The organism is Mediterranea massiliensis (assembly GCF_900128475.1).
In the GTDB taxonomy this organism is placed as follows: Bacteria; Bacteroidota; Bacteroidia; order Bacteroidales; family Bacteroidaceae; genus Bacteroides; species Bacteroides massiliensis_E.
Map to the genome: position 1 here is coordinate 43,410 of NZ_LT635837.1, position 18,866 is coordinate 62,275.

25 protein-coding genes are annotated in these 18,866 nt (G+C 46.6%); 9 read left to right on the forward strand and 16 right to left on the reverse strand.

Annotated features, from left to right (window positions below; translation table 11 throughout):
* Nucleotides 1-403: 403 nt before the first annotated feature.
* The 8 genes from BQ7483_RS07990 (at nt 404) to BQ7483_RS08030 (ending at nt 8,569) form a co-directional block, all read left to right on the forward strand.
* Nucleotides 404-2,176 carry a DUF3945 domain-containing protein gene (locus BQ7483_RS07990; protein WP_072544393.1) on the forward strand — a complete coding sequence of 591 codons (1,773 nt, stop codon included), beginning with the start codon at nt 404-406 and terminating at the stop codon, nt 2,174-2,176.
* Nucleotides 2,177-2,221: 45 nt separating this feature from the next.
* Nucleotides 2,222-2,485, forward strand: coding sequence for a DUF4099 domain-containing protein (locus tag BQ7483_RS07995; protein WP_072544392.1), 264 nt, complete (start codon nt 2,222-2,224; stop codon nt 2,483-2,485).
* A 93-nt stretch (nt 2,486-2,578) separates the two neighbouring features.
* On the forward strand, nt 2,579-4,678 hold the full coding sequence (locus BQ7483_RS08000; protein ID WP_072544874.1) for a type IA DNA topoisomerase: 2,100 nt from the start codon (nt 2,579-2,581) through the stop codon (nt 4,676-4,678).
* Between the two features lie 245 nt (nt 4,679-4,923).
* Nucleotides 4,924-5,721: a PRTRC system protein E gene (locus tag BQ7483_RS08010; RefSeq protein ID WP_235847333.1), complete on the forward strand. Its 798-nt coding sequence runs from the start codon at nt 4,924-4,926 to the stop codon at nt 5,719-5,721.
* 3 nt (nt 5,722-5,724) lie between these two features.
* Nucleotides 5,725-5,946, forward strand: coding sequence for a PRTRC system protein C (locus tag BQ7483_RS08015; RefSeq protein ID WP_032944520.1), 222 nt, complete (start codon nt 5,725-5,727; stop codon nt 5,944-5,946).
* Between the two features lie 37 nt (nt 5,947-5,983).
* Nucleotides 5,984-7,066 carry a hypothetical protein gene (locus tag BQ7483_RS08020; protein ID WP_072545515.1) on the forward strand — a complete coding sequence of 361 codons (1,083 nt, stop codon included), beginning with the start codon at nt 5,984-5,986 and terminating at the stop codon, nt 7,064-7,066.
* 16 nt (nt 7,067-7,082) lie between these two features.
* Complete coding sequence (locus tag BQ7483_RS08025) at nt 7,083-7,784, forward strand: prokaryotic E2 ligase family D protein (protein WP_072545516.1); 702 nt, start codon at nt 7,083-7,085, stop codon at nt 7,782-7,784.
* A complete protein-coding gene (locus BQ7483_RS08030; protein ID WP_072545517.1) occupies nt 7,781-8,569 on the forward strand; it encodes a PRTRC system ThiF family protein in 789 nt (262 codons plus the stop codon). Before BQ7483_RS08025 ends, BQ7483_RS08030 begins: the two co-directional genes overlap by 4 nt.
* A gap of 22 nt (nt 8,570-8,591) precedes the next feature.
* Here BQ7483_RS08030 and BQ7483_RS08035 read toward each other — a convergent pair whose 3' ends face one another.
* The 16 genes from BQ7483_RS08035 to BQ7483_RS08095 all read right to left on the reverse strand — a co-directional run bounded on the left by BQ7483_RS08035 (nt 8,592) and on the right by BQ7483_RS08095 (nt 17,826).
* On the reverse strand, nt 8,592-8,948 hold the full coding sequence (locus BQ7483_RS08035) for a WG repeat-containing protein (RefSeq protein WP_235847334.1): 357 nt from the start codon (nt 8,946-8,948) through the stop codon (nt 8,592-8,594).
* A 23-nt stretch (nt 8,949-8,971) separates the two neighbouring features.
* A complete protein-coding gene (locus BQ7483_RS17505; protein WP_139247595.1) occupies nt 8,972-9,463 on the reverse strand; it encodes a hypothetical protein in 492 nt (163 codons plus the stop codon).
* Nucleotides 9,464-9,583: 120 nt separating this feature from the next.
* A complete protein-coding gene (locus BQ7483_RS08040; RefSeq protein WP_072545518.1) occupies nt 9,584-10,417 on the reverse strand; it encodes a hypothetical protein in 834 nt (277 codons plus the stop codon).
* Nucleotides 10,414-10,863: a hypothetical protein gene (locus tag BQ7483_RS08045; RefSeq protein ID WP_072545519.1), complete on the reverse strand. Its 450-nt coding sequence runs from the start codon at nt 10,861-10,863 to the stop codon at nt 10,414-10,416. Before BQ7483_RS08045 ends, BQ7483_RS08040 begins: the two co-directional genes overlap by 4 nt.
* Before the next feature lie 46 nt (nt 10,864-10,909).
* Nucleotides 10,910-11,572: a hypothetical protein gene (locus BQ7483_RS08050; RefSeq protein ID WP_139247597.1), complete on the reverse strand. Its 663-nt coding sequence runs from the start codon at nt 11,570-11,572 to the stop codon at nt 10,910-10,912.
* Between the two features lie 81 nt (nt 11,573-11,653).
* Complete coding sequence (locus BQ7483_RS17510) at nt 11,654-11,959, reverse strand: hypothetical protein (RefSeq protein WP_139247599.1); 306 nt, start codon at nt 11,957-11,959, stop codon at nt 11,654-11,656.
* Between the two features lie 74 nt (nt 11,960-12,033).
* A complete protein-coding gene (locus BQ7483_RS08055; protein ID WP_083535686.1) occupies nt 12,034-12,402 on the reverse strand; it encodes a hypothetical protein in 369 nt (122 codons plus the stop codon).
* A gap of 44 nt (nt 12,403-12,446) precedes the next feature.
* Complete coding sequence (locus tag BQ7483_RS08060) at nt 12,447-12,848, reverse strand: hypothetical protein (protein WP_072545522.1); 402 nt, start codon at nt 12,846-12,848, stop codon at nt 12,447-12,449.
* 79 nt (nt 12,849-12,927) lie between these two features.
* A complete protein-coding gene (locus BQ7483_RS08065) occupies nt 12,928-13,134 on the reverse strand; it encodes a hypothetical protein (RefSeq protein ID WP_072545523.1) in 207 nt (68 codons plus the stop codon).
* Nucleotides 13,135-13,214: 80 nt separating this feature from the next.
* Nucleotides 13,215-13,718, reverse strand: a complete 504-nt coding sequence (locus tag BQ7483_RS08070) for a DUF2004 domain-containing protein (RefSeq protein WP_072545524.1) — start codon at nt 13,716-13,718, stop codon at nt 13,215-13,217.
* Nucleotides 13,719-13,800: 82 nt separating this feature from the next.
* Nucleotides 13,801-14,385 carry a hypothetical protein gene (locus tag BQ7483_RS08075; RefSeq protein ID WP_072545525.1) on the reverse strand — a complete coding sequence of 195 codons (585 nt, stop codon included), beginning with the start codon at nt 14,383-14,385 and terminating at the stop codon, nt 13,801-13,803.
* A 46-nt stretch (nt 14,386-14,431) separates the two neighbouring features.
* A complete protein-coding gene (locus BQ7483_RS08080) occupies nt 14,432-14,806 on the reverse strand; it encodes a hypothetical protein (protein WP_072545526.1) in 375 nt (124 codons plus the stop codon).
* Nucleotides 14,807-14,887: 81 nt separating this feature from the next.
* Nucleotides 14,888-15,148 carry a hypothetical protein gene (locus BQ7483_RS17515; RefSeq protein WP_139247601.1) on the reverse strand — a complete coding sequence of 87 codons (261 nt, stop codon included), beginning with the start codon at nt 15,146-15,148 and terminating at the stop codon, nt 14,888-14,890.
* Nucleotides 15,149-15,308: 160 nt separating this feature from the next.
* A complete protein-coding gene (locus BQ7483_RS08085; protein WP_072545527.1) occupies nt 15,309-16,415 on the reverse strand; it encodes a tyrosine-type recombinase/integrase in 1,107 nt (368 codons plus the stop codon).
* A 159-nt stretch (nt 16,416-16,574) separates the two neighbouring features.
* The gene (locus BQ7483_RS08090; protein ID WP_072545528.1) at nt 16,575-17,495 is read right to left on the reverse strand and encodes a hypothetical protein; all 921 of its coding nucleotides are present in this window, start codon (nt 17,493-17,495) and stop codon (nt 16,575-16,577) included.
* Nucleotides 17,496-17,547: 52 nt separating this feature from the next.
* Complete coding sequence (locus tag BQ7483_RS08095) at nt 17,548-17,826, reverse strand: immunity 17 family protein (protein WP_072545529.1); 279 nt, start codon at nt 17,824-17,826, stop codon at nt 17,548-17,550.
* A gap of 136 nt (nt 17,827-17,962) precedes the next feature.
* On the opposite strand from BQ7483_RS08095, the gene BQ7483_RS08100 reads away from it, so the two are divergent.
* Entirely contained in the window at nt 17,963-18,796 is an 834-nt protein-coding gene (locus BQ7483_RS08100) for a helix-turn-helix transcriptional regulator (protein WP_072545530.1), read from the forward strand.
* Nucleotides 18,797-18,866: the final 70 nt, after the last annotated feature.

Consider the following 18,866-nt stretch of genomic DNA (forward strand, 5'->3'; position numbering starts at 1 on the left):
ATGCTCCCGTATGCCGTCCCAATGGATTACGCCATCCGGTTATTCCCGTAAAAAAATCCGCTTCCTGTCACAAAAGGACACATCAAGGGGGACAAAAGCAGCTCGCTCCCAACTCTGCATAATTACAGTTTTTCCTTTTCTTCTGTGCGGCTGTGCGTACCGCCATGCCCTTGTCTGTACAGCCTGTTCCAGCCTTTTCCCTTTCCTTTGCCGCCTTTCGTTTTTTCTCCTTTTCCTGCCGTTTTACCCCGTTTTTTCACTCCGTTTTCTCCGGCCTGCGGTGTAATGTGATGACACAAGATGTAATGTGTATCCTAACACATTGCAAATCAATTATTTATCAATTTTTCTCCTATATATTTGCGGTGACAACATGAGTTATCAACACTAAAAATCAAAAATTATGGCAAAGAAAAATGCACGGGAAGAACCCCCGAAACCACAGGTCACCGAAAACGAGCAGATGAGTGACATCGTGTTCATCCTCGACAAGATGGAACTGATTCTTGAAGCGGTATCTCAAATCGGAAAGGACGGAAAATTCAACACGGTAGCCGCCGACAAGAAGAACCGGAACTCCTTCCTGAAAATTGACCGCTATGCCGACGCCTTCGAGAACTTCATCAAGAACTTCTGGAGCCAACTGAAAGACCCGACACGCTTCGGAATCCTCTCCGTCAAGGAAGACAGGCTGGACGACCCTGCCGTACAGCAGGCCATCGAGGACATCGCCGCAGGAAAAAAGACAAAAGCCGTGGAGGAATTTCTCAAGCAGTACGAGATTGTTCCGCGCAACAAGGAAAACCAAAGTATCAACCAAAAAAATCAAGAAGAAATGGCAAAGAAAAATGAAACCCGGCAGCAGGCTGCCGCAGCTGACAGCCAGCCGCAGACCCAGTCCCCCCAGTACCGTTACAACGAGTCCATGATCAACTGGGAACAGCTAAAGAATTTCGGAATCTCCCGTGAATACCTCCAGGAACGCGGACTGCTCGAACAGATGCTCAAAGGATACAAGACCAACCAGGTAGTACCCATCAGCATGAACTTCGGTTCGGCCGTACTGAGGACTGACGCACGTCTGTCCTTCCAGCAGTCCATGGCGGGCGAAGTGGTGCTCGGCATCCATGGTATCCGACAGAAACCCGACCTCGACCGACCGTATTTCGGACATATCTTCTCCGACGAGGACAAGAAGAACCTGCTCGAAACGGGCAACATGGGGCGTGTCGTGGAACTGAAAGGACGTAACGGGGAGTATATCCCATCCTTCATCAGCATCGACAAGCTGACCAACGAGGTGGTCGCCATGAAAGCGGAGAATGCCTTCATCCCAAGGGAAATCAAGGGCGTGGAACTGACAGAGCAGGAGCAGAACGACCTGCGTGAAGGCAAGAAGGTCTATGTAGAGGGCATGATCGCCAAGTCCGGCAACGAGTTCAACGCCTTCATTCAGGTGAATGCCGAACGCAGGGGTGTCGAGTTTATTTTCGAGAACGACAAACTCTTCAACCGCCAGACACTCGGGGGCGTGGAACTGACACAGAAACAGATTGAGGACCTGAACGCCGGAAAAGCCATCTTCGTGGAGGGAATGCAGCGCAAGGACGGTGAGGTGTTCTCCTCTTACGTGAAGCTGGACGAGGCGACGGGCCGCCCGTCCTACACCCGCTACAACCCGGACTCTCCGGAAGGCGCACGAGAAATCTATATCCCCAACGAAATCAACGGGGTGAAGATTACGGCGGAGGAACAGCAGCAACTCCGTGACGGCAAGGTGATTTTCCTCAATGACATGGTGAACCGCAAGGGAGAGGAATTCTCCTCCTTCATCAAGGCCGATTTGGAAACGGGACGCCTGAGCTACTCCCGTACGCCGGACGGTTTCGAGCAGCGCGAGGATTTCAAGATTCCAACCAAGGTATGGGACGTGGAACTGACCAGACAGCAGCGTGCGGACCTGCAGAGCGGAAAGGCCGTGCTGGTGGAAGGCATAAAGGGATATGACGGGAAGACCATCTCGCAGTACGTCAAGGCGAACTTCAACCAGGGGCGTCTGGACTTCTACAACGAAAATCCCGACCGTAAGCGTGACGCGTCACAGCGAAACGTGGTGGCCAACAGCCAGCGACAGGAACAGGGCAACCGCAAGTCAAAAGGTGCGAGCATTGCCTGACTATAGGTAACGGAAAATGAATGTTGAATAAAAAAAGAAAGAAATATGAAAAAGGAAAACGGAAACGACATGCCTTTCAAGGCTGATGAAGTGAACTGGGACGAACTCTCCGGTATCGGTATCATGAAGGACGAGCTGGAACTCTCCGGCGAGATGGACACCCTCCTCAGGGGAGAGAAAACGAAAGTGATGTCCCTGAGCCTCGTGCTCCTCGGCGTGGACGTGCTGATGGACGCCACACTCCAGCTGGTCCGTAAGGGCGAGGCCCCGCTGCTGGAAATCCAGGGAGTGACACCGTTGGGCAAATAACCTGAGAGCAATTATCAAGTAAACCGATGTCTTACCGCCGTTTCCTGTCTTCCGCATGGAAAACGGGAAACGGCTTAATTTTTATCTTACAATATGATAGCAATCATCGCAGAAAAGCCGAGTGTAGGCATGGACATAGCCCGTGTAGTCGGGGCTGATACAAGAAATGACGGCTACTGTTCCGGTAACGGATATATGGTAACCTGGGCACTGGGACACCTCGTGTCACTGGCCACGCCGGACACTTACGGTTATACGAAAACGGCAGCGGAGGACCTGCCGATGCTGCCGGACCCGTTCCGCCTGGTCTCCCGACAGATGCGCACGGACAGGGGAATGGTTACGGACATCGCCGCCTCGAAACAGCTGAAAGTCATAGAAAGCGTATTCAACCGCTGTGACAGCATCATCGTGGCTACCGATGCCGGTCGTGAAGGGGAACTTATCTTCCGCTGGATATACGACTTTCTGGGCTGCACGAAACCGTTCAGACGCCTGTGGATTTCCTCGCTTACTGACGAGGCCATACGGAAAGGGCTGGAGGAACTGAAGGACGGCTCGGAATACGACAGCCTGTATGCCGCCGCCGACAGCCGCGCGAAGGCGGACTGGCTGGTGGGCATGAACGCCAGCCGTGCCCTGGCCATCGTCTCCGGCTCGTCCAACAACTCGATCGGACGGGTGCAGACTCCGACGCTCGCCATGATATGCAGCCGCTACAGGGAGAACCGCAGTTTCGTATCCACACCATACTGGCAGCTACATGTCACCCTCAATGGCGGCACGTCACACCGCCGCTTCTTCCATCCCGCGACCTTTGACGACAGGCAGAAGGCAGAAACCGCCTACCGCAGTCTCACTCCCGATTCTTCGGCGACGGTTACGAAGGTGGAGCGCAGGAAAACCCTGCAACAGCCGCCGCTGCTCTACGACCTGACGGCACTTCAGAAGGACTGCAACGTGCACCTCGACCTGCCCGCGGCAAAGACGCTGGACATCGCCCAGTCGCTCTACGAGAAGAAGCTCATTTCCTACCCGAGAACGGGAAGCCGGTATATCCCGCACGACGTGATGGCCTGCGTGCCCGGTCTGCTGGAAAGAATCTTGGCCATGCCCGGATTCGCCACAAGTGCCGGAATCCTTGACTTTGCGCATCTCAACACCCGTAGCGTGGACGACAGCAAAGTGACGGACCACCATGCCCTCATCACGACCGGCATCGCACCCGAAGGGCTTTCCGAGGCGGAAGAGGCCGTCTATACGCTGATAGCCGGACGTATGCTGGAGGCGTTCTCGCCCTGCTGCGAGAAGGAACTGATTCTTATGGAGTGCCGTCTGGACAACATGGATTTCCGCTCGAAAAGCTCCCTTGTCGTCAGTCCGGGATGGCGCGGCATCTTCCGCAGGAAAGAGGACAGGCAGGACGACGAACCGGAAACCGACGAGGGTACGGCCATATTTGCCGAAGGGGACACGGTCCCTGTTTCAGGATTCGGACTGGCCCAGAAGAAGACCGTGCCCAGACCGCTCTATACCGAAGCCACGCTGCTGGCAGCAATGGAGACCTGCGGCAGGGAGATAGCCGACGAACAGGCACGCGAGGCCGTGAAGGAGCTGGGTATCGGCACGCCCGCCACAAGAGCCGCCATCATCACCACACTGTTCAAACGTGACTATATCGCCCGCTCCGGCAAGAGCATCCTCCCCACAGAGAAGGGACTCCATATCTACGATGCGGTGAAGGACATGCTCGTGGCGGATGTTTCCCTGACAGGAAGCTGGGAGAAGACCCTGCTCCAGATAGAGCGGCACACACTCGGACCGGACACGTTCATGGCATCCATCACGGACTACACCCGCAAGGCTACCCGTGAAATCCTGAACCTCAGCCTTCCGGCGGTAGCCGCCCGCACGTTCACCTGTCCCAAATGCAAGACCGGACACATCATCGTCAGGGAGAAGAGTGCCCGCTGCGACAATAAAGGGTGCGGACTGACCGTGTACCGCAGGTTCCTGAACAAGGAACTGACGGACCAGCATCTGGAACAGCTTTTCTCCTCCGGCTCCACACGGCTCATCAAGGGATTCAAGGGAAAGAAGGGCGTGGCTTTCGACGCTTCGGTCACTTTCGACGCCGGGTTCACCCTGACACTTTCGTTCCCCAAAAACGGGAACGGCAGGAAAAGGAAATGATGAAGCCATCCCGATTCGCGGGGCAAAGGTCGCAGCCCGCCCGTTTCCACCGGCAAGGTCTGGCCTTACGGTTTCTGGGAAAAATCATCCTCGCCCGAGGCTCCGGTATTTTTCCCGAAAACCTTGCCTGTGGAGGCGGACTGCAAGAAAGCCCCTGAAACCGGGAATGGCATTCCCGCCAAANTACGGGATTCCTGCAGGCAGTCACAAGACCCATACAGAAAACGTGCGGACTGATCTCCAACATGGCACAGTTCGAGGCACAGGCGGACAAGGCCGCCGCCAGCAGCAAGGCTGCCAAGGAAGCGAAATCCAAGGAGACGAAGGAAGAACGCGAGAAACGGGAGAGGTATGAGAAACTGATGAAGAAGGCGGAAGAACTGACAGCGGCCAGAAACCACCGGGAAGCCGTCAGTGTGCTTACACAGGCGAAAGCACACGCGAATGCCGCCCAGTTGAAGGAAATCGAGGAGAAGATAAAGGCGGCCGACACGGAAATGAACCGGGGAAGCCTCTTCGACCTGATGGAACAGGAAGCACAGCCGGAACCTTCGGTACAGCAGCAACAGCCACACTCCCAGCAGCCGACATACACGCAGGCACCGGAACAGAGAAATCCGCAACCGCAACGTCCGCAACAGCCGGCACCGCAGCAGACATACACGCGGAGACCGTCACAGCCGATGCCGGGACAGGCTCAGCCGGCACCGCAGAGACCACAACAGGCATACACGCAGCATCCGCAACAGCCAGGAATATGGCCGTCGCAACAACAGCCGCCACAGCCGCAGGCAAGACCGCAGATACAGCCACACGCGCAATACGTACAGCGGACAGGAGGACAGCAGCCTTCCCAACCTCAATATCCGCCGCAGCCTGAAATACAGGACTGGCAGGAAGAACGGTTCATGCAGGAGGACGAACAGCAACCGTACCTCTCCGATCAGGAACACCCCGCATACAGTGAGAAGGACTACGAGGAATACATCGATTTCCCGCAGTCCATGCTGGAACCCAAGTATTCACCTTATCAGACAGTTTAAGACATGGCACTCGAAATCAAAGGAATGACACGCTCATTCAAATTCAAGAAAGGAACGGAGTATATAACCCTTCATGACCCGGATCCGAACATCTCGCCGGACATGGTCATGAGCTACTATTCGAACATGTACCCGGAACTGACGACGGCTACCGTTCACGGACCGGTCATCAGGGAGGACATGACAGAATATGAGTTCAAGACAACTATCGGAACAAAAGGATAAAGGATATGGCAAAGGACAACAGAAAAAAGAAGAAATCATGTGTACCATTGGACGGATATCAGGCGGAACAGCTCGCGAGACTTATCATTGCGGAAACCGAAAGGAAGGTGCATTACGGCACGGAAAGGAAGAAACGGATTGCGGCACCCAGCGGTGCCGTAATTCTTTTCTGAACGCTACATTCTTGCCGATATCCCCATCGGAACTGTTCACGGACGGTACTGACGGGAAGCCGCACAATCTTATCACGCAGGAAAACTATGAGTACCTGCGTGATTCCTTTTTCAGATATGCACTCCTCATGAAGAAGGAGGCGGTACATACACCGGGACGAACGCCCGGCGAAAGCATTGCCAGACTGCACGAAGAGATGTGTAACCTTGTAGGCAATGACATGAATGTCAACATTGAGCAGGACGAAGAAAGACTCCTGTTCCGTCTCTGGAAATGTCATGAATGGGGAGAACTCACGTTGTATTACTTCCCGACGAAGTTCATGGAAAGGCTCGGACCGGAACTGAGACGCATATCCGTCACCTTCATCCACAACCTGATGCAGGCGAACGGGATAAACACCATACTGGACGAGGACGACATGGACTATGCCCTGACACTGATGTCTGAGGATGATTCGGGTGAAACGGCATCTGACCGGAAAAAGAGGCGGCGGCTCCTGCACTCCTATGAGGAAGGCAGGATACATGCCCTGTTACGCCGGGTGGAACGCAAATCCTATTACAAGAATCTGCCGAAGGCAATCGACCGATATAAGCCGAAGGACGGGTACGAACAGTCACTGCTCTCTGTCATGAAGGAGGGGCTGGAGTTCCTTACACCTGAACACGGCATCATGGAATACGGCTACGATCCCTTCTACGAGGAAGAACCGGACTTTCTGCCCATGTATCTCAGCAAGCAGATCCGGGTCATCTATGACTGCACCGACATGATAACGGAATATCTCACCGACTATTACAACTCCTACAGCCAGGAGACATACGACATCATTCCGGTCACCACCTGTGACCTGTCTCCGGAAACGGAGGAACTGTTCCATATGGACGACTATCCGGAACGTTTCTTCAAATGGGCGGAAAAATTCATCAACATCACTGTATAAACCAATCTGAAAGCATATGATAGACAGCAACGAACTGACCAGAAAAATCAAGACGCCGCTCAACCCCAAGGCGGCACTGATTGCCTATGCCTCGGAGAATGACAGGAACTTTTTCCTTGAAATCCGTGAAATTGACGACCGGGGAAACATGACGGAAGGAAGACCGGTAACCCTGGAATTCATGAACACGCTCGTGAAGGGATACTCGGAAAGACACAGCACCACTCCATACGGGAAGATACCCGACAACCTGTTGTATTGCGACCCGCGCAAGGGCAGCGAGAGATACGTGTGGTACAACCCTCCGCACAAGAGGATGATGTTCTTCAGCCCCGCGCTCAAAATAGAAAACGCGGAATATTACCTGCCGGGAGTGATCTATGAGGCCGGAGAACACGGAATGAGAATCTATGCCTACAAGGAAAATGTTCCCGGACCGGATACCGTGCTGTACGCCGCGCCCTTCTTCAACGTAACAGGTTCCAGCGTATGTCTGGGAAACGCCAGGATAGAGCTGCCGAAGGACCTGACCTATGAGAAGCTGCTGCAGTACTGGGAAAGGAAATTCTGGCTTACGGAATTCTCCCACCTGGGAGGGAACGGGAACCCGACAAAATCAAACCTCGTGCTGGTGACAAAGGCGGCACGGGACAGGGACTTCAACCTCGACGAACTGAAACCGCTGAACAACATGAAACTTAAAGACATACTGAAATGAAAAGAGTACACTACATCGACAACTATCTGATAAACCCGCAGCATCCGGTAACGGTAAACCTTATCGGAGCGGGAGGAACAGGCTCGCAGGTGCTTACCTGCCTGGCCAGGCTTGACACGGCACTGAGGGGACTCGGACACCCCGGGCTGTTCATAACTGTGTATGATTCCGACATCGTAACGGAGGCCAATATCGGGCGACAGCTCTTCAGTCCCTCGGACATCGGCCTGAACAAGGCACAGTGTCTTGTCACACGCATGAACAACTTCTTCGGTAACGACTGGAAGGCGGTACCGGACATCTATCCGGCAGCTCTGAAGGACGCCAGACGGGACAATCTGGCCAACATAACGATTACATGCACGGACAACATAAAGTCCCGTCTCGATCTGTGGAACATACTGAAAGCCGTGCCGGTTTCAGAATACAGAAGCCACGAGACCCCCCTGTACTGGATGGACTTCGGCAACACGCAGGATACGGGACAGGTCATCCTCGGAACCGTACCGAAGAAAATCAAACAACCGGCATCCAAGCTGTACGAAACGGTGGAATCGCTGAAGGTGATCACACGATATGTCAAATACGCGAGAGTGAAGGAAAAAGATTCCGGACCGAGCTGTTCGCTGGCGGAGGCCCTGGAAAAGCAGGACCTGTTCATCAACTCCACATTGGCACAGCTCGGCTGCAACATCCTGTGGAAAATGTTCCGCAACGGTATGATCGAGTATCACGGGCTGTACCTGAATCTCTCCACCATGAAAGTGAATCCTATCGGGGTGTGACAATATCATGCCCCGATTACATCTATTCAATCCTGTTTCCGCTATGGTCAATGTAGTACCAGTCATCACTTTCCCAATACCAGTGCTCGCCGCCGGAGCCTGCCACCTCTTTCCGTTCCCCCGAATCGGTGACTTTCGCCTTGCCACCCTCGAATGGATAGCCGAAGGCAAAACGAGGACGGATGACGGTCTTGCCTGTCTCGTCAGCGTAACCGATACGTCCTTTCCGGTCCACTATGCGGTACAGTCCTTCACTTACATAGTCGTCTCCGTTGTCATATTGAAACGCTGCATAATGTCTTGCACTGCCGCAACTGCACAGCAGCAATACGGCACTCAGATAAATGATAATCTTGTTCATGATGCGGGTTGTTTTCATTTGATAATCTGTTTTTGTTAATGTCAAGGCAGCAGGAACTGCATGTTGAAACGGCAGAACAGCCTGTATGCCGCATATCCAGCAAGCAGGGTGATACCTATAAAAATCCAAAATATTGTTCTGCGCCTCTTCTTCTCTGAATTTTCCATCCGGTCAAACTCCGCCTTCAACCTTTCATAGCGGCTTTCCTTGTAGATCCGTCCGTTTACCAGAATCAATATGACAAACGGAACAAGGATATAGCCCAATATCCCCTTTGACTTGTGGAGAATATACAGATGCCATGCAGTCTGACTGTCAAGACAGTTGAGTATGACAGCCGTGAACAGCACGACATAGACATACTGCATAACTGTAACAGTCGCAAAGGTACGGTGCGGCAAGCCATGTTTGGTCGAATACCATGACCAATAGAAGATATTGTCCCAGAATGAAATTCGGGGAGGTTTGATGAAGGGCTTTTGCTTGTATGCTTCCTTCCTTTCCTGATTATATTTATGTCTTCTTTTCTCCATATTCCATTCAGTAATACCAAACATATGTATTTCAGAAACATTCCATTCATATAGGACAAAAGTAACGAAATCGGTTGATTGTCATGCAATAATGTGGAAGAAATCAAGATAAATCTGTACTTAGAACCTCGTATCTTCAGTCCATTCCAGACTGTCCACTGGACAAAGTTCAACTTTCTTCATTTCATACCATACCGTCAGTAGTATCCTTATGCTGTCAGACGTATATCCCTTGCCCCATGTGCATTCGGCAAACTTCCGTGTGCCGTCCCTGATTTCATCAATGGTGGCATGGTTCAACAACCTTGCACGGAACCCTCCGTCCATATCCCCCTTTGTTGCCCGTACCTGCATCGCATAGACCGGTTGCCCGTATCGGGTCGTGCGTTCGTCTTGGTCGATCTGACGCTGCAAGGCTTCATTGGGTGCTTCCTGACGGGCTCCTATCTTGAAATGCAGTGAAAGATAATCCCTGTAACTTTGTGGTACTTCGACCTGCTCTTTCTCCGCAGGAACTGTATTCTCCGAGGCCGTGGGAAACGCCATGTTCACAACTACCACTATTGCTACGATAACCGCCCAATAGACCGCTAACGCCCGTCTCCAGTAACGGGGACGCTTACGAAGTTCCTGACGGACTTCCTTGCATATCTTCTTATCGTCAAAAAATCCCAGAGGGATGGCGGACAGCAGCACCGCCAGACCCGCCAAACCGTAGAAGACAACCTTTTGCGGCACGTTTACCAGATGCACATACCCGTCTTGCCCCCTTGCTGCCAGGAATGTGCCGGCCAACAGGACATATTCCGGGATGATGCTCAGGCAATATACTCCGGCAGCTAACGCCTTGTGCTTCCTCTTATTGTTCCATTCCGTGAAATGCGCATAAGGAATTTTATGCAGCATCACCAACATGCGGAAAAATCGGCTGAATATGTTCTTTCCTTCTGTCATTTGAGTATTTCATTTATCCATTTCAGTGCGGTTACTAATAAAACCATTGCGGGAATACCCAGTAAATAGAGAGAGAAAAAGAACAGGTTACGTCGGAAAGGACTGAACTTACAGCCCGCATAATGCTGCATGACCGCTTTCCGCCGGGAAGGCGGGTATATTTTGCCGAACAAGCGGTCTGTCATGATGACAGAAACGGAAAACACGATTACAAGAATGACTCCAAACACCTCGTATGCCAAGTCATGAAGGAAAAGACCGGCTATGGCCAGAAGCGGTATGAATATAAAAAGCACGATACAGGCCCACAGCATATCACTTCCTCTGGGCTGTTTGAAATTGACCTTGTGATAATTCTCCCATGTTATTTCTCCCAACCAGAACAGATAGTCGAAGAAATAATAACGCCGTAGGCATTCTTGCTCTTTACATTTCTGCTTTCTCATTTTTTATTATGGACAAAACACTAATGTTTGGCAGCGTTCCGCTTGTTCAGTCGGTTTGCTGTTTGTTAGTTTGAAAATTATTTGATTCTTCGAAATATCGTAATACATTCTTATACCATCTTCCACATTTATCATTTTGATAATAAGATATAGCGAGTTCTTTAGCTTTTTTCTCATTACCAGTGATATAATACATCGTAATTATTATAAGGATAGAATGATATTTATAATTCCACCAAATATAGTCTTTATTATTCTCAAAATCCATAAGTATATCCTGGATTGTTGTTCTTTCATTAAGGAAACTTAATATTTCCTTGAATGGCATATTATCAAGATTAAATACATTTAGAAGATCATCTAATGATAACAAGTCAAACGATACAGCCCCTTTTCCAGAAATAAAACCTGAATTAATATTAAGAACATTTCCAACTTTCTCAAAATCTGTTTTGGCATCTATCAGAACAGAAGCCATCTTTTCAATTTTTGGCGAATTATAGAATAAATGAAAACTTATATAGCCTATGCCATTAGTGAATCGAGGATTAACAGAGGAATTGATAAGAATCGTTTGCTTGAAATCTCCTACTTTACGATGAAAACACATCTTAGATTTGTTCCAGCTGTATCCATATTTAGACAAAGTTGAAATAACCCCTTGTTCTAATACATTTCTTATTGCTATTCGTAATTCTTCTGCTTTCATATTAAAAATCAAACTGATGTTCGGCGGATAAACCACCTTAAATGTTTCATCTGTTTGTTAGTAACGATTTTTTGCCAATTCTTAATCTGATGAATATTTACTCACAAAGTCATGATAAATTGCGAAGAACATATTCAAAGCAGCACATTCACTACCACCTGTATTAAGTAATAGTAAATATGGCCATGAGTAATTTGTATCTTGAAAAGAATAATATGAATTTACATACTTATTGAAATGCTGGAAAAAGTCAATTTCATCTGTATCCTTCTCATGATCTGATAAAGAAAAGCCAAGTAACAAAACGTAAAGTTCTGTTACACTTTCATTTCTTAAATAGCCTCTTGGCCTTTTTTCTATATTCCCTATTAAATCCTTAAATTTCATCTAATCAAATTCTTTTCACGTTACTAATTGGTGGCTAACCGACCTTTAAGGGGAGGTTGAGCCACTTGTTATATTTATCTTGAAGGTATTTCTCCTTTCTTATAAGATTGCCATAAAACATTAATCCAATTATTATTGATATCAACTTTTTCAGCATCCCAAATTAGACCAAAATCGTCAGATATATATGCTGCCAAATCATCATTATTCGTGATTTCAAGAACCATATTAAAAACAATTTTCCTTATATCTTCATTATATGTAGAAGGTACTCCTTGTTGTTTTTTTTGTTTTTCAACTTCGTTATATGCCTGCATCCATTGCTCGCTGAAAAAGTTGTCATCTCTTTCAACCAAAATATTGTCTATAGTTTCGTCTGACAATCTTCCTAAAATAAGCGGAAGTTCATTTTGGATGATGTTTTTTATTTCTGTTGTTTTCATATTTTTCATACTATAAATATAATGTTTGGCAGCGTTCCGCTTATTCAGTCGGTTTGCTGTTTGTTATCGGTAATCAATTCATTATGAAATTCTGTACATAAAAGCTCCATTACATCATCGTATGCAATTATGATTATGTGATGAAGTCCCTTTAGGGAATAGGTGGACTTAACAATCTCTCGTATAGAGGAAACTGTTTGTCCTTTACCTTTAATATTATTTTCAAACATTTCGTAATCGTACAACTGGAATTTCATTACTCCATTGAATACAAACTTCAGATTAATAGCACTCATAGAGTTGTCAACAAAATCACATAGGCTATTACGCGAAACATTAACATACACTTCGATAGTTCGAGAATCTATAATATTTATATGTTCAATTATTATAGCATCTCGTCCACCAATAAAGCCTATGCTTGTTATTATATCTTTTATTTCCATTCTTTTGAACTTTACCGATAATGGGATGCAGATAGCAACTTTAACAAGTTGCTTATCTGCGCGTTATCCGCATTTACATTTAATCGAAAATTGAATCTAAAAGACTATTCAATTCATCGTCTGTAAGATTGAAATTTTCTTGTTCGATTTTCATACTCTCGTATATTTCAGCCATTGTCTCGCCTTCGGTAGAGAAAAACTGGTCGGCTGATTTTATACCGTACTCGTCAACAAGCATTTTCCTAAATACTTGTTTAGCTTTTTCGATTTTCTTTTCTTTTTCCATATCTATTTTCTTTATTTATTGCGGATAATGGGTTGCAGCTTGCCGCCGTTAGGTGGCACAGGTGCTTGTTAGTCGCATATTTAACTTTCCCAAGTAATATCTAATATTTTTCCTTTATTGTCAGTATGTACTACGACTATTTCATCTGAATTTTCACTATCAATCATGTAATCCCAAACAGCATAGTGATTATCACCGGGATAAAAAGTAATAGTTTCTACTCTCTGAATCAGCAAGGATAGAAACTGTTCTTCCTTTGTTTTTGTCGAATCGGCATTTGGTAACAAGTCATCAATAGCTTCCCATTCATCAAGATGCCAACGGACATATTCATTCGTTGTGCCACCATCTTCATAATCCTTTAATATGGATTTATCTATTTCTGTCTTGTATTTAAAAAGGTTGGAAAGATAGCCTTCCAGCTCTGCCGACCAATCATTGGGATTGCCTTCATAAGCACAGAAGTCCAAATACAATTCGACATCCTTGTTACAAATCATTACATGACCTTCAAAATAGTCCTCTTCCTTATTATCTACTTCATTATCTACTTCACCGAAATAAGTAATATTCTTCTTGCTCATATTCTTTTGTTTTTAATTAATTGCGACTAATGTTTGGCAGCTAATCGCCATTTGTGGCGATTGAGGTGCATGTTATGTGCATTTATTTCCAAAAGTTGTCCTGCAAGTGCTTTTCCAAATATCGACTTACAACTCCCCAACCTTCATTGTCAGGACTATTATACCCCCACATACTTTCAGTAGCATCTTCTAATTTTTCACATACTTCTGAATATTTTGCTGTTATTTGTTTCCTTTCTTCTGAGGTATAGCCTTTTAGTTCTTCCATTGTTATGGTAAAATACTTACCTTCTCTGCTCCCACGCACGAAATTTACAACTTCACAAAGTTGGTCTTCGTCAAGAGAGAAGACATCTATATTGAGAGGGAAAATTTGTTCGATATTCTTTGTTGCATCTCCAATTTTGTCCAGTCCAATTTCATACATTGCATGGGATATGTAAGGCAGCAATTCTGTATTTTCTTCTATAATCGCTTGCCACCCATCACCTTTATAGATACCTATAACATTAGCTACTATGTGAAATGCAAATACAGCGTCGGACACTTGATTTTTAATTTCACTTAATTCGCCTATCTCCCAAACCTTATCTGATAAGGTTACAATCGCATCTTCTGTATTGACATCCATTCCTTGCAGGACATCACTAATTTTTTCAGTTTTCATATTTACATCGTTTTTTAATTGCACATAATGTTTGGCAGCGTTCCGCTTATTCAGTCGGTTTGCTGTCTATTATCTGCTTATTTATAGTTTTCAAAAATGAATTAATTACCTCAAATTCATCTCTATTACATCTAATCTTGAAAATAGTTTCTGAGGTTGTTTTATAGACCATTATTAAAGTTTCTTTCCTGTAGCTAAACACTACATTACTTAAGTCTGTCATTCCCTTACCGCCTTTACCAAATCTATAAGGGAAATAATATTTTACCTTTTGATTACCTCTGTCAATATCAATATAACCATTCTTGTTTGAGCCACAAACGATGCTTAAATGCAGATAGTTATTTGTCTCAATATGCGAAGATACAAAAGGGGCAGAAAAGAGAAACATACCTATCAATATTGTCAGTACGATTTTCATTCTAATACATTCTTTTTTAGGCTATAAGCAGATAATGTTTGGCGGATAACCGACTTTTAAGTGAGGTTTATCCGTATGTTACTAACACCTTTTTTTGTTAATGTCTTTTTCCAAATCGTCTTTAGTTTTCCATATATTCCCACATTCGCCACATCCCCAAAATTGTTCTTCTTTATCATCAATATAGCAAACAACTCCATCATGGCAGATGGGGCATTCTATTACCTCTTGATTATTATCTTTCTTATCTGCATCTTTTTGGGGTACTTTCGATAACAAATCACTTGGATTTATTGGAACATTTTGATAGCATTCAGGGCACTTTATGAAAACTAATCTCATATTCTTTTTTATAGCAGATTCAACTAACGACTTCTGTTCATAATTTGCATTAAAAGTCTTCTGACAATTTGGACATCTTATAATCATATTCATTAATTTATGTTAGTAATGTTATGCTATCAGCCGATTTGGCTGTTATTTTTTCTAAGTATCATATCTATTACTCTTCTGTCAACAGGTCATCCAACGGGCTTTTGATATTGCTTTTGAATGTATCAGCTATATGTACATATCTTTCCGTTGTCTTAATGTTGTTATGTCCCATAAGCTCCTTTACAATCTTAATGTCAGTGCCTTGCTCCAGTAGATGCGTGGCAAAGGAATGACGTAACAGGTGAGGATAAATACGTTTCGTTATGCCGGCTTCAAGTGCGGCAGCCTTCAAGCGTTTCGATATGATGCTTTCCGTGAAAGGCTCTCCAGGCCTGCGCTCAAAGAACCACACTTTCGGTCTGTACAGTCGATTGTATTCTGCCAACTTCTTCATCAATGGTTTGGACAGCAGGGTATAGCGGTCTTTCCTGCCTTTTCCCTGTCGCACCCGGATCATGAAACGTGACTCACTGATGTCTCCGGGTTTCAAATTCAAAAGTTCACTGATTCTCAACCCGGCGGAATAAAGTATGGAAAACACACAGAAGAAGCGCAGGTCTTTCGCTGTCACATCAAGTATCTTTTTTATCTCTTCCTTGCTTAACACGTCGGGCAGTGTCTTTTCCCGTTTTGCACGGCTCACCTTGTAGCATCGGCGTTCCTGTCCGAGTACCTTCTCATAATAAAACTTGATGGCATTGATTCTCTGGTTCTGCTGGCAAGAGGATATGTTTTTCTCGTGAATAAGGTAAAGCAGATAGTCATTTATCTCACCGGAAGTGATCGTCCCGATGTCACGACCTTTGAAATGTTGCTGGAAATCCCGGAAATAGGATGTATAAACCCTGACAGTATGTCCGCTATACCGCACCTGCTCCAATTTCTCCAGATAACCTTCCGGAAGAGGCGGACGACTGTCTTCCTGTTTCCTGGGCCCCAGCTCCCTGATGGAGGAATAGTCGATAAAAGCCATCTTTACATAACGGTCAAAGAACTCTGCAAGCACAAAGTGCTCTTCCGGCAAATAGGCTTTGCCGCCCACAAGTTGAATGCCTTCCTCTTTAGACAAAGGTATCCGCAGGCTGTCATCATCAAAGGCTGCCTCAATGAACTTCCTGCCATACCTGACGGTAGGCGTAAGTTTGATTCTGGGCTTGTTCTGGTATATGTCCATATCAATTCTTTTTTAATTACTGTTTTGGACAATGTTTCCTCAATTAAATAGGGTTACGCAAGATAGGTATTTTTCCCTGATTTTTTGGTGCTTTTGTCTGTTAATAAACGATAAACGCAAATCTCGCCTGGGACTTTACAGGCAAAGATGCGCCTCCATTCAATAGACGTGCACATACTGTACTTTCCCGTCAAGCAGTTCCACACAGCGGTCGTCGGAAAAGCGCAAAGTCTCCAGAGTCCTGCCTTCCTTTTTGACTTCCGATTTGTGGTATGGTTCACCCCATGCGGAGATGACCATTTCCCTCGTCATGCCGGTATCGACCTTGCGGAAGGCAATCAGCTTCCCGTATTTCTTGCCGTACCGTTTTTCCAGCTGGCCGATACGTGCAGTGCTTACAAACTCATACACCTCGTCACCGCCTATAGGAAATGCTTCAACTCGTACACCGTCAGCATCCTCCATCAGCAGAAACGCCCCGTCACTGTTCATCTTCAGGCCGACGTCCACACAACGGTACTCCGCACCTTCAGCCGGGGTAATGACCTGACCGTCCTCGGTCTCCACGGCCTTGGCAAGCGACAGGAATGTCTGCCCGACAAAGCGTTTCAGTTTCTCATAATACCCTAAACAGGTCATGCTCAGCGGATACCTGAACGGGTTATAATACATCTCATCGCCGCTTTCTTTTTCACGAAGCAGCAGGCAGCATCCTGCCGACAGGTAGTCTGTCTTGGTCCAGACCTTCACCACCTCGTAATATTTTCCGACCACCTCTTTAGCGGGGGTCGAACTGATATTGACCGCCTTGTACACCGTCCGGTCATCCCCGGCAAGGAAGTTGGATGTGTAGAAGGCATCCCAGTAGCCGTCCCCGTCATTTTTCGCCCCGTGCATGTACAGGGTCTGTCCCGGAAGGGAAGCGAAACTCCGCTTCTCCACGTTCGTCAGGCTGTCATAGGGAAGGGCATTTGTCACCGTGTACTCTTTCAGTCCATCGCTCTTGGGAACGATGTTAAGCTGTGCCTGGGCATACATCGCCGTACACAGGAAGAAGGTCATAATTGGAATTGTTTTCATACTCAATCTCTTTTTTATGTTTACAGATTTCATCTGAGGAAAGAATGTTCGGCTACTTGCCAGAAATAGAGAACAGAAACAAAGCCAGTCCTATCCCGACGGCAAGGATCACCCCCAGCCAGAAACGGAAAGCCTTTGGTCCGAGTGTATCCAGCCAGAAATTCCCGCCCCAGCTACCCGGACGTGTATAGGTCCACTTCCATCCGCAGATTATACCCAAAAGCCACAGCAGCAGTATTGCCGCCACTATCAGATAACCGTACCTCGGGCTTGTCTGAAGCAACTGCGGGAAACCGGTTATGAATTCTTTGACCTTTTCAAACCATTCCATAATAATACTTTTAAGAAAACAACGGCATCTGCCGTTTGCAAATTTAACGAAAAGTGCACAGAATCAAAAAGTTTCGGTAACCATTATTTGCTCTGTCATACAGGAAATTATATTTTTGCACAGAAACTTACGAATCATGGAATACATACTTATAGAATCTCTTAAGCACGACTCATTCCGGACACAATGGGAGGCATGGGTACTCGAACTTGCCGAAGCTGTCCGACAGACAGATATCCGTATTCCACGGACTTGGACCATCCTGAAACCTTTGTCCGAGAACATACCGGCCATGATATGGCTGACAGAAAAACTGAGAAAACTACAGTCGGACCCTTCGCTTGAAAACAAGACTGAAACCGCGCTATACATACTGGCAAGTTTCTGTCGGAACAACAAAGTGCTCGGTTACGTAATTGACACCTACATGTACCAATACAAAAACCGTAATGCCCACGGCCTGTTGGTTTGCGCTAAAATTCTTCATGCAATAAGCCCGGAAGAAGAATATCCGCACCTGAACTTCCTGTATAACCTTATGGCCGGAAATGTCATCAGCGAATTCAAACGGCACATGAAAACAAACGATTCTTTCATGACCGAATCCGATTTCCGTCTTGCAGAAAAATATATCCCGGATTTCAAGGGAGCAGGTTTCAGAGAAACAGTCCTTTTGCGGGTTACAGCAAATATGACCGGAGAGGAGCTCGCGAAAAAATGCCACATGTCGAATACCGTATTCCGAGAACGGTTCAAGCGTGAATTCGGCATGAACGTATCACAATGGCTGCGTGAAAGGAAGAAAAAGAGAATAGCAGGAATGCTGAAAAATCCGGCGATACCGTTATATCGGGTAGCGGAAAACAACGGCTTCAAGTCAGAGTCAACCTTCTCCGACTATTGCAAACGGAATTTTAACAAAACTCCCTTGCAGTTAAGAAAAGAACTGCTTGCCGACACAGTCCGATAAAAATCAGAAAAAATCCGTTAGTAATCAGAACATCACTTCATCGTCACCTCCGTAACTTTGTAAAAATCAC

What these genes read in the sequence shown, in the direction of transcription:
- BQ7483_RS08070 (WP_072545524.1), bottom strand. Translation starts at nt 13,718, where the DNA reads ATGAGCAAGAAGAATATTACTTATTTCGGTGAAGTAGATAATGAAGTA.
- BQ7483_RS08010 (WP_235847333.1), top strand. Translation starts at nt 4,924, where the DNA reads ATGGCACAGTTCGAGGCACAGGCGGACAAGGCCGCCGCCAGCAGCAAG.
- BQ7483_RS07995 (WP_072544392.1), top strand. Translation starts at nt 2,222, where the DNA reads ATGAAAAAGGAAAACGGAAACGACATGCCTTTCAAGGCTGATGAAGTG.
- BQ7483_RS08090 (WP_072545528.1), bottom strand. Translation starts at nt 17,495, where the DNA reads ATGAAAACAATTCCAATTATGACCTTCTTCCTGTGTACGGCGATGTAT.
- BQ7483_RS08085 (WP_072545527.1), bottom strand. Translation starts at nt 16,415, where the DNA reads ATGGACATATACCAGAACAAGCCCAGAATCAAACTTACGCCTACCGTC.
- BQ7483_RS08065 (WP_072545523.1), bottom strand. Translation starts at nt 13,134, where the DNA reads ATGGAAAAAGAAAAGAAAATCGAAAAAGCTAAACAAGTATTTAGGAAA.
- BQ7483_RS08095 (WP_072545529.1), bottom strand. Translation starts at nt 17,826, where the DNA reads ATGGAATGGTTTGAAAAGGTCAAAGAATTCATAACCGGTTTCCCGCAG.
- BQ7483_RS08030 (WP_072545517.1), top strand. Translation starts at nt 7,781, where the DNA reads ATGAAAAGAGTACACTACATCGACAACTATCTGATAAACCCGCAGCAT.
- BQ7483_RS08055 (WP_083535686.1), bottom strand. Translation starts at nt 12,402, where the DNA reads ATGAAAACAACAGAAATAAAAAACATCATCCAAAATGAACTTCCGCTT.
- BQ7483_RS08050 (WP_139247597.1), bottom strand. Translation starts at nt 11,572, where the DNA reads ATGAAAGCAGAAGAATTACGAATAGCAATAAGAAATGTATTAGAACAA.
- BQ7483_RS08035 (WP_235847334.1), bottom strand. Translation starts at nt 8,948, where the DNA reads ATGAAAACAACCCGCATCATGAACAAGATTATCATTTATCTGAGTGCC.
- BQ7483_RS08060 (WP_072545522.1), bottom strand. Translation starts at nt 12,848, where the DNA reads ATGGAAATAAAAGATATAATAACAAGCATAGGCTTTATTGGTGGACGA.
- BQ7483_RS08045 (WP_072545519.1), bottom strand. Translation starts at nt 10,863, where the DNA reads ATGAGAAAGCAGAAATGTAAAGAGCAAGAATGCCTACGGCGTTATTAT.
- BQ7483_RS17505 (WP_139247595.1), bottom strand. Translation starts at nt 9,463, where the DNA reads ATGGAGAAAAGAAGACATAAATATAATCAGGAAAGGAAGGAAGCATAC.
- BQ7483_RS17515 (WP_139247601.1), bottom strand. Translation starts at nt 15,148, where the DNA reads ATGAGATTAGTTTTCATAAAGTGCCCTGAATGCTATCAAAATGTTCCA.
- BQ7483_RS08075 (WP_072545525.1), bottom strand. Translation starts at nt 14,385, where the DNA reads ATGAAAACTGAAAAAATTAGTGATGTCCTGCAAGGAATGGATGTCAAT.
- BQ7483_RS08040 (WP_072545518.1), bottom strand. Translation starts at nt 10,417, where the DNA reads ATGACAGAAGGAAAGAACATATTCAGCCGATTTTTCCGCATGTTGGTG.
- BQ7483_RS07990 (WP_072544393.1), top strand. Translation starts at nt 404, where the DNA reads ATGGCAAAGAAAAATGCACGGGAAGAACCCCCGAAACCACAGGTCACC.
- BQ7483_RS08100 (WP_072545530.1), top strand. Translation starts at nt 17,963, where the DNA reads ATGGAATACATACTTATAGAATCTCTTAAGCACGACTCATTCCGGACA.
- BQ7483_RS08025 (WP_072545516.1), top strand. Translation starts at nt 7,083, where the DNA reads ATGATAGACAGCAACGAACTGACCAGAAAAATCAAGACGCCGCTCAAC.
- BQ7483_RS08080 (WP_072545526.1), bottom strand. Translation starts at nt 14,806, where the DNA reads ATGAAAATCGTACTGACAATATTGATAGGTATGTTTCTCTTTTCTGCC.
- BQ7483_RS08000 (WP_072544874.1), top strand. Translation starts at nt 2,579, where the DNA reads ATGATAGCAATCATCGCAGAAAAGCCGAGTGTAGGCATGGACATAGCC.
- BQ7483_RS17510 (WP_139247599.1), bottom strand. Translation starts at nt 11,959, where the DNA reads ATGAAATTTAAGGATTTAATAGGGAATATAGAAAAAAGGCCAAGAGGC.
- BQ7483_RS08020 (WP_072545515.1), top strand. Translation starts at nt 5,984, where the DNA reads ATGTGTACCATTGGACGGATATCAGGCGGAACAGCTCGCGAGACTTAT.
- BQ7483_RS08015 (WP_032944520.1), top strand. Translation starts at nt 5,725, where the DNA reads ATGGCACTCGAAATCAAAGGAATGACACGCTCATTCAAATTCAAGAAA.